Annotated in this window: 8 protein-coding genes and 1 pseudogene; 8 read left to right on the top strand and 1 reads right to left on the bottom strand. The window is 61.0% G+C overall.

All coding sequences use genetic code 11. The annotated features are described in order from the left end of the window. The first annotated feature begins 358 nt into the window (after nt 1-358). From L284_RS0124475 to L284_RS39550, 4 genes and pseudogenes are all read left to right on the top strand, one after another. A complete protein-coding gene (locus L284_RS0124475; RefSeq protein ID WP_052018424.1) occupies nt 359-973 on the top strand; it encodes an RNA polymerase sigma factor in 615 nt (204 codons plus the stop codon). Continuing rightward, nucleotides 970-1,944: a FecR family protein gene (locus L284_RS46935; protein ID WP_021234922.1), complete on the top strand. Its 975-nt coding sequence runs from the start codon at nt 970-972 to the stop codon at nt 1,942-1,944. The genes L284_RS0124475 and L284_RS46935 overlap by 4 nt, the downstream gene beginning before the upstream one ends. 122 nt (nt 1,945-2,066) lie before the next feature. Further along, nucleotides 2,067-2,270, top strand: a pseudogene (locus L284_RS39555) (aldehyde dehydrogenase (NADP(+))); the annotation flags it as partial. A gap of 180 nt (nt 2,271-2,450) precedes the next feature. Continuing rightward, nucleotides 2,451-3,773: a hypothetical protein gene (locus tag L284_RS39550; protein WP_021234920.1), complete on the top strand. Its 1,323-nt coding sequence runs from the start codon at nt 2,451-2,453 to the stop codon at nt 3,771-3,773. Nucleotides 3,774-4,184: 411 nt separating this feature from the next. On the opposite strand, the gene L284_RS39545 is transcribed toward L284_RS39550, so the two are convergent. After that, nucleotides 4,185-4,619, bottom strand: coding sequence for a YidH family protein (locus tag L284_RS39545; RefSeq protein ID WP_021234919.1), 435 nt, complete (start codon nt 4,617-4,619; stop codon nt 4,185-4,187). Nucleotides 4,620-4,957: 338 nt separating this feature from the next. Here L284_RS39545 and tnpA point away from each other — a divergent pair, with 338 nt between their 5' ends. The 4 genes from tnpA (at nt 4,958) to L284_RS39525 (ending at nt 7,950) form a co-directional block, all read left to right on the top strand. Further along, nucleotides 4,958-5,347 (top strand): IS66-like element accessory protein TnpA, encoded by a 390-nt coding sequence (tnpA, locus tag L284_RS39540; RefSeq protein ID WP_159830736.1) that lies wholly within the window; start codon nt 4,958-4,960, stop codon nt 5,345-5,347. After that, the gene (tnpB, locus tag L284_RS39535) at nt 5,344-5,703 is read left to right on the top strand and encodes an IS66 family insertion sequence element accessory protein TnpB (protein WP_021234787.1); all 360 of its coding nucleotides are present in this window, start codon (nt 5,344-5,346) and stop codon (nt 5,701-5,703) included. The genes tnpA and tnpB overlap by 4 nt, the downstream gene beginning before the upstream one ends. Before the next feature lie 67 nt (nt 5,704-5,770). Then, nucleotides 5,771-7,360 (top strand): IS66 family transposase, encoded by a 1,590-nt coding sequence (gene tnpC / locus L284_RS47520; RefSeq protein WP_021234788.1) that lies wholly within the window; start codon nt 5,771-5,773, stop codon nt 7,358-7,360. Further along, on the top strand, nt 7,357-7,950 hold the full coding sequence (locus L284_RS39525; RefSeq protein ID WP_021234789.1) for a plasmid pRiA4b ORF-3 family protein: 594 nt from the start codon (nt 7,357-7,359) through the stop codon (nt 7,948-7,950). The genes tnpC and L284_RS39525 overlap by 4 nt, the downstream gene beginning before the upstream one ends. Nucleotides 7,951-7,984 lie beyond the last annotated feature (34 nt).

Below are 7,984 nucleotides of genomic sequence, written 5' to 3'. Positions count from 1 at the left end.
CGACTAAAGGTCTCAGCCCATGCCTCAAGGCACTGGTTTCCTCTCGCCCGGCTACCTTCCTGCAAACTGCGACTTGTCTTGACAGCTTCCATCAGTAAGAATGCCACTGCGTCGACAAACGGCGCGAAGGCGCACCAACCGCCTTTCAGGAAAAATCGCTCGGTGCGTGCATCCGGGCTGCTGACGTGAATGTCCAGGCCGTTTGGCTAAAGACGTCGGTAATCGATTCCTACTGTTGGCCCCGCTCGATGATAGCCGTGCGGGTTTCTACTGGAGAGCTGCCCATGGCTTTGGGCAAGCAGAACGCGCGCCATATGCGCGTATTCGATACCTGTGCGGTTGAAGATGGGGCGATGTTATGCGCCTGAACATAGACGACGGGTGTCTTGAGTGCCAAGGGATTGCCGAAGGCGCGCCCTTGCCACCGGAAGATCGGGTTCCAATTGCAAGAGGGCATTGGCTCGATCGCCTCTATCGGTCCCACCGGGACAAGTTGGTACGCTTTGCCGTGCAGCATATCCACACCGATCATGCTGCCGATATCGTCCAGCAGTTGTTCTCTCGTCTCGCAGTGAGAGGCCGAGGAAATCCGCTCGAAGTGGAAGCACCGGATGCGTATCTTCGGCAGGCTACGATTAACCTGATCCGGAGCGAGGCACGCTATGACCGGCGTCGCTGCAAGAACCTCCACGTCTGTTCGGACGATGTTCCGATCGTCGGCGTCGATGCTGTTGCGGCTTCCGAGGCACGCGACATGCTTGTCAGGCTGGAGGCGATCATGGCAGAACTCTCGCCACGGACCCGCGAGATCTTTCTGGCCCACCGCTTCGATGGCTTTACCTATAGAGAAATTGCAGCCCGGACGGGCCTTAGCGTCAAGACGGTCGAGAAACACATGACCCGTGCGATCGGTCATGTGACGCGACGTCTTGAGCCCATGATGGAGGATTTCAAACTCGTGGAAACCGAATGAGCCTCGATCAGGATGCCGATGACTGGTTTGTCCGGATGCGCGGGCCCGATGCTGCAGACGTTCGTGCGCAATTCGAAGAATGGCGTTCCGTTCCTGCTCATGCGCAGGCCTATGAGCGGCGGGTGAGATCGTTCGACACGATGATGTTCCTTGCCAGTACCGGCACCGTGCGGAAAAGGAATCTCGATATCGCCAAACCCTGGGTGCTGCGAACTGCGTTTCGCAAGTATGCCGCGGCGGCGATAGGTCTGATGCTGATGGGTTCGCTCGTCTTGATCGTGGTGCAGCGAAGTTTTGGCGTGCCCCAATCGTTTTCTCGGTTGGAAGTGTCTTCCTTTGAAGAGGCCCCGCGGCATGTTTCGCTTCCGGACGGGTCGAAGCTGATCCTGGACCGCGGTTCGCGGGTGCAGATTTCGTACGATAACAAACAGCGGCGCCTGCGCCTTCTGGTGGGGCGGGCGCGCTTTTCGGTTGCCCATGACCGGGCGCGGCCGTTCATCGTCGAAGCGGGGGCGGGAAGGGTGATCGCACATGGCACTCTCTTCGATGTGGAACTGACGCAAAGCGCCGTGAGGATCGCCTTGCTGCAGGGGGCTGTGGAAGTGCGTGATGCCAGCGGCGGAAATGGTCGTAAGCGGCTGGACCTCAGGGCTGGCCAGAGAACGGCGATCGAAGGTGGTTCAGTCGTGAAACCCACCTCGATCGCTGCCGCCGATACCCAGTGGCCGAACGACATGCTGGTTCTCTACGGCGTGGAAATTGGTGAAGCTGTCGCCGTCTTCAACCGAACGGCCCCAAGCCCTATCCTTTGCGAATTGCGGTCCTCCCAGCCGCTGAGAGTTACCGGCGCGTTCAGGCGATCAGACCCGGAGAGCTTTGCCCGGCAACTGGCCGCGACGTTCGGCTTTCGGGTTGAAAAACGCGAGGATGGCAGCTTTGCCATCGTGGATGGTTCACGAACGGGAACGTGAAGCAGGATTGGATAAGGTCCGCCGATCGGGGCAGAGCTTTGCGTGCGCGCAAGCGGGGGGCGGGCCGAGAATATTGCGCGCGATCTCATCCCGTTTTGACTGCGCGATACCACGTTCGATAGGTCGGCCATGCAATGGTGCACGGCGGACCGTTCCCGGCGACGTCGGACGGTCGCACGACTTCGGTGGGCAGTCTGGCCATCCGCCGGTTCCTGCGCCCCGTCAGCTATCAGGACTTGCCCGAGGCGCTGCTGCCCGATGCGTTGAAGTGGAACAATCCGCTGGGTGTCGAACGCCTCGTCGATGGCAAGCGGGAGATCAGCTGACCTCAGGTACGAAAGATTGCAACTACCCCGCGCGTCGATCGAAGGCGCGCGGGCGATACGAAACGAGTGACGCAAGATCACCGACCCGGGAGAAGGAGCCTCGATGACCTATGATCTTTCGCCCGCTAACGGGCGGACAAGCGATGCCACGCGCCTGCCGGCTGTTCCGGAGCGCACAGGATGCTGATCGCACCACTCCTCGCGCTGGCCGAGACCGTGGAGGTCCCCGCTCCCGTTCTGTCCATGGCGGCCGAGCCGATTTCCGCACAGTCGGCGTCAGGCACCGATTCCGCCACCGAAACCACCTCCGGCGAGCGTGAACCTGCCGCTTCGCTCCCGGTGTCGCTGCCGGAAAACCCGCCGCCGCCGAAAGACGGCCATCTGAAGCTTGGCGTCGGCATTCGCGGGCGTGTCGATCTTCGCTTCAACGACGCGGGCAGTTCCGGTCAGCGGCGGACTTCGACACACTTGTCGTTCGATACGGTTATTCTGAAGTTGGACTACAATTCGTCGACCTTCTTTGGCGCTGCCGAGTACCGCTTCTATGGCGGCAACTTCATCTACAGTCGAAAGAACGGCTATGAGGGCATTCCCGGAGAGATCAACTTCCCGGCCTACGCCTATATCGGCGCCAAACTCTCCGCAGCGGACAAAGTGACTGTCGGGCTCCAGCCGGTGCCGTTCGATGATCGCTATTGGGGATCGTCCTGGTACAACAGCATGGGATTCGTCTATGGCCTTGAGGAGGTCTACGATGTCGGGATCAGCTACGCGCATTCAGGCGACAAGATTTCCGTAGCTGCAGGTCTGTTCCCGACGACCGGCCCGGCGGTGATGGGGCAGAGCAGGGACAGCGCCCGCTACAGCGTCAATATCGTTCGCGGGGATTCCTATCTGCCGGACGCTTCGGACAATGCGGAGCGCAACATCGTCGCGGGCCGCATTCAATATGCACTCGCTTCTTCGGATCGCGGAAAGCTCACCCTGACAGGCTCTGCCTGGCTTTCCGATGTCCATAACTTCGATACCGACAGGGACGGCTCACGCCGGGCCTATGCGCTCAGCCTGACCGACGAAACCACGCCGCTGCGCAAGAAGCTGCTGGTGGCGCGGCAGGTCATCAACCCTGCAAATGCCGGACGTAGCGATCTGATCGCTGTGGGTGATTACGACTCGTCGTACAATATTGCCGCCAAGAGCACGATGGTATTCGGGGAGCTGAGCCATCCGATCGAGACTCGCCGCTTTCCCCTGAAGGTGAACCTCTATGGCAGTTATGCGCGGGTGTTCAAGGACGCGGCCGGCTTCGCGGATACCCAGCGATTCAACCTGGGGGCATTATGGACCGACAAGGCGACTGGACGCATTCGCGTCTGGACCGAGCTGCTGGTCGGTCGCAACGATCCTTACGTCGGAGCGGGGCAATTCTTGTCGGGCAGCGCGCAAGGTGGCGACAACCGCTGGAAAGTCTCCGCACTCATCATGGCGGGATATTACTTTTGAGATATCGCGGGGAGTTGCGGATGGTTATCCTGGTTTGGCCCGGAGTTGGATATGTGATCGCCCCCGACACGCGGGCCCAGAAGCTGGCAAAACTGATACTTCATGCAAAGCATCTCGGGGCGCGGGTCAATCCGGATCACACGGTCCCACCGTCCATGTCGGCATCGGCAATAAGGCAGCGTGCCGGCGTGCTCGCCGCGTTGTTCACTGCACAGTCCACCGACTTACATCCCCGGCGCAAAGCCGGGTCCGCTTTTTGCACGGTGCCATTACGTTTGTTCCCAGGATTAGGGGCCGAAAAAACGATCATATGCCGGCATCTACGCTATATCCCCGCGAAAGTCCGCGGCATGAAACAAAGAGGCGGTGCAGGGTGCTTTAGCGCTTCGGGGTTGTCCCACGTCAAGCAGCTCAGACGACCCATATTTCCAACAAGGCGGCAAGACTGACAATGATCAGGAAACCGTTTACCGCAACGAGTAGAACAGGCGGGATTCGTACCGCATGAGGTCGCGGGGGCGCGACTTTCAGCATTTCTCGCCACACTGCTGCGCCAAAGCAAAAGGCGCTGAATAGCACGAGCAGCGACCCGGTAGGGGCGACCAGCCAAGATGGCACCTTATTTTCAAGTAGGGCATGCGCGCCAATGCCAGCCGCGAGCGCTGAAAGGCCGGTTCGGACCCAAGCAGCGTAGGTCCGCTCGGCCGCTAGAACGGTGCGGTCGGCGGCAAGCTCAGTTCGACGATCCGCACTGTCGGTCTGTGCGTCCGCGCTCTTTCTCATCGTGCCAGCGGTCTCTGCGAGACTCACCTGTGCATCGCGAGCATTCTCGATTTCTTCTGTCATCCATGAAAAACCAGCCACGCGGCGTTAAGTGCCGATCATGGGATTATTCAATGATCAGCCACAGTTCGGCGGAGCATCCCGCCACGCTGATGGCGCTGATCTCACCACGAAACTCACGAGCACTGCGGCTGCCCCCAACACGCAAGATGCGGTCACTAGACCGGCGCTGTATCCATGAACGAGAGCATCCGTAGCGCGCGCAGCAAGAAGGACATCGCCACTTCGCCGAGCCGAATAGAGTGTCGTGAAAGCATCTTGCATAGTAAGCGCCGACGGAACCCGGCCTTGTGCGGATTGGGATCGGCGTGAATTTCGCAGGGCAGATGGAGGCCTTGCGAGTGGATATCGAGCAGTCAAAAGAGCCTCGTATGAGTGCTCGCCGAGATGGCGGAGCGGTCGTACGGGTGGAACGTCGGCGGCATTGGAGCGACGAAGAGAAGCTGGCGATCCTGAAGGAGACGACGCAGCCCGGCGCCATCATGGCGGTGGTGGCGCGTCGGTACGGGATCGGAACGGGTCAACTTTACACCTGGCGCAAGCAATTGCTCCGCGGTGCTATGGCGGGGTTCGTGCCGGTTGAGTTGGCGCCTGCCGAACCGCTGGCCATGCCATCTGACGCCGGCCGGATCGAGATCCGGCGCGGCGACTTCACGGTTTCGATCGACAGGCTGGTTGACCGAGAGGCGTTGAGATTGGCGCTCGAAGTTGTCGGGGAGCTTGAACGTTGAGCCTGTCGCTGCCGCCGTCGGCGAAGATCTATCTGTCGCTGGCGCCGTGCGACATGCGAAAAGGCTTCGATGGCCTGTCGGCGCAGGTGCGCAATATCCTCCAGCTCGATCCTTTCTCCGGCGCTGTTTTCCTCTTCCGCGGGAAAAGAGGCGATAGGTTGAAGGCGCTGGTCTGGGACGGATCGGGGCTTTGTCTTTATGCAAAACGTCTCGAGCGGGGAAAGTTCGTGTGGCCCAGAACCCAGGATGGAGCAGCCGCCCGGCTCTCGGCTGCGCAGTTGGCGATGCTGATCGAGGGGCTGGATTGGCGGCAGGCGATTGTTCACGACGAGGTATCCGTTCCGACGCTCGCTTGAGCGATAAACCGCAGGAAACTGCCGTTTTATGTAGGATGGGATCGCGGCTTGCGCTATAGTTCGGGGCATGCGGTTCGACCTTGATCGCCTTCCCACAGACCCTGTTCTCCTGCAGAAAATGCTGCGGGAGATGGCTGAGGTCATGGAGCTGGAGCGGGCCGAACTGGGGGCGGCAAAGCAGACCGTCAAAGCTCAAGGACTGACGATCGAAAAGCTCGAGCACCGTCTGGCCAGGCTGCTGCGCGTCCAGTTCGGTCGCAGCTCCGAGAAAATGGACATCGCGCAGCTGCGCCTGATGTTCGAAGAGGTCGATGCCCCGGAGCCGGCCAATGATGACGCCCCTGCGGCGTCGAAGGCGAAACCGACGCGCAAGGCTGGAACCAGGGCGCCGATCCCCGCGCATATCCCGCGCCAGACGACGCAGCATCTTCCCGAGCCCTGCGACTGCGGGGGTAACGAGACCGTGATCTGCGAAGATGTCACGGAAGTGCTGGATTACGTGCCAGCCTGCTTCCGCGTCTTGCGTCATGTTCGCCCTCGCGTCGCCTGCCGGTCCTGCGAAACAATCCGCCAGGCGCCGGCCATCGATCTGCCATTGCCCAAGGTGATGGCAAGCAGCGCACTGCTCGCGCATCTCATCGTCAGCCGCTTCGTCGATCATCAGCCTTGGCATCGCCAGTCGGTCATCCTGCGCCGTCAAGGCGTGGAAATTGATCGTGACGTGATGGGCCGCTGGTCGCGCAAGCTGGCCTGGCTGATGGCGCCGCTCGGCGAACGGTTGCTCTCCTACATCCTGGAGGCTCCGAAGATACACGGCGATGAAACGCCCGTGACCTTGCTGCAGGGCGAAGACGGTAGCCACACCGCCTACTTCTGGGTCTATCTGCGCGACTGCCGTTCAAGCGGGGATATGAGCCCGCCTGCTGTGGCGTTCCGCTTCACGACCGGGCGCGGCGGCAAGCATCCCGCAGCCCACCTTGCCGGTTACCGCGGATACCTTCAAGCGGACGGCTATGCCGGTTATAACGCGCTGTATCATGACCCCAAGACCAAGGCACCGCGCGGGGTGACGGAGGTCGGTTGCTGGGCGCACGCGCGGCGCAAGTTCACCGACATTCTGGAAAAGAACCCGTCACCGGTAGCAGCTGAAGCGGTGGTGAGGATCAGCGAGCTCTTCGCGATCGAACGCGACATCAAGGGAGCACCGCCCGATGAGCGACGGCGGGTTCGCCAGCAGCTGGCCCGCCCAAAACTGGCTGCGCTGCGACCATGGCTCGAGACCCAGATGCAGGGGCTGTCTTCGGACAGCACCTTGGCGAAGGCATGCCGCTATCCGCTTAACCGCTGGGCAGCGATGGCTCGCTATTGTGACGATGGCCTGCTCGAGATCAGCAACAACCTGGTCGAAAATGCCCTGCGCGGCGTTGCTCTGGGGCGCCGCAACTGGATGTTCGTCGGGTCCACCAAGGGCGGGGATGCCTCGGCGCTGTTTTACTCGCTTGCCGAAACGTGCCGCCTGAACGGTGTTGAGCCCGAAGCCTGGTTCACCGACGTAATTGAGCGTATCGGCAATCATCCAATCAACCGGATCGACGAACTCCTGCCGTGGAACTGGCAGGCCGCAAAAGCGATCCTGAACCTGGAGCAAGCTGCTTGAGCAACGCCTTCGTCGTGCACATGACGATCACTCTGGATGACGTGACGCCCGCCGTGACCCGCATGATCGAAGTACCGCTCGGCATCCGGCTCGATCGTTTGCACACTACCTTCCAGGAAGCGTTGGGATGGACCGATAGCCATCTGTGGGAGCTGACCTTCGGGCGCACGGGCTTCGGCATCCCTGACCCGTCCTACGGCTTTGGTGGCCCACTTGATGCCCGAAAGACGACCCTCGCTGAGGCGTTGGAGGGAATGCGCGGCAAGACCTTCCAGTACCTCTACGATTTTGGCGATGGATGGGAGCACAGCGTCAGGATCCACGGCATCGCTCCGGCTGACCTGCAAGGCAGCTATCCGCGCCTGCTCGAAGCTACCGGAATGCGCCCACCGGAGGACTCGGGAGGGCCTTGGGGCTATGCCGAGAAACTGGAGGCTCTCACCGATCCGTCGCATGAATACCATGAAGAGGCGTTGGATGCTCTTGGCGACGACCATGACCCCCACACTCAACCCAACATCGAGGTGATCCACGCTCGCTTCGCGGCACTTGCCAAGAAATGGGCGCCGCGCCCGCGGAAAGCCAAATAACCCTACGTCAACGCCGCCTTCCGTCAGCGCTTAC

Source organism: Novosphingobium lindaniclasticum LE124 (assembly GCF_000445125.1).
Taxonomy (GTDB): Bacteria; Pseudomonadota; Alphaproteobacteria; order Sphingomonadales; family Sphingomonadaceae; genus Novosphingobium; species Novosphingobium lindaniclasticum.
The sequence above is the reverse complement of the archived record's forward strand: the minus strand, read 5'-3'. Positions and strand labels throughout refer to the sequence as shown.

What these genes read in the sequence shown, in the direction of transcription:
- L284_RS0124475 (WP_052018424.1), top strand. Translation starts at nt 359, where the DNA reads ATGCGCCTGAACATAGACGACGGGTGTCTTGAGTGCCAAGGGATTGCC.
- L284_RS46935 (WP_021234922.1), top strand. Translation starts at nt 970, where the DNA reads ATGAGCCTCGATCAGGATGCCGATGACTGGTTTGTCCGGATGCGCGGG.
- L284_RS39550 (WP_021234920.1), top strand. Translation starts at nt 2,451, where the DNA reads ATGCTGATCGCACCACTCCTCGCGCTGGCCGAGACCGTGGAGGTCCCC.
- L284_RS39545 (WP_021234919.1), bottom strand. Translation starts at nt 4,619, where the DNA reads ATGACAGAAGAAATCGAGAATGCTCGCGATGCACAGGTGAGTCTCGCA.
- tnpC (WP_021234788.1), top strand. Translation starts at nt 5,771, where the DNA reads ATGCGGTTCGACCTTGATCGCCTTCCCACAGACCCTGTTCTCCTGCAG.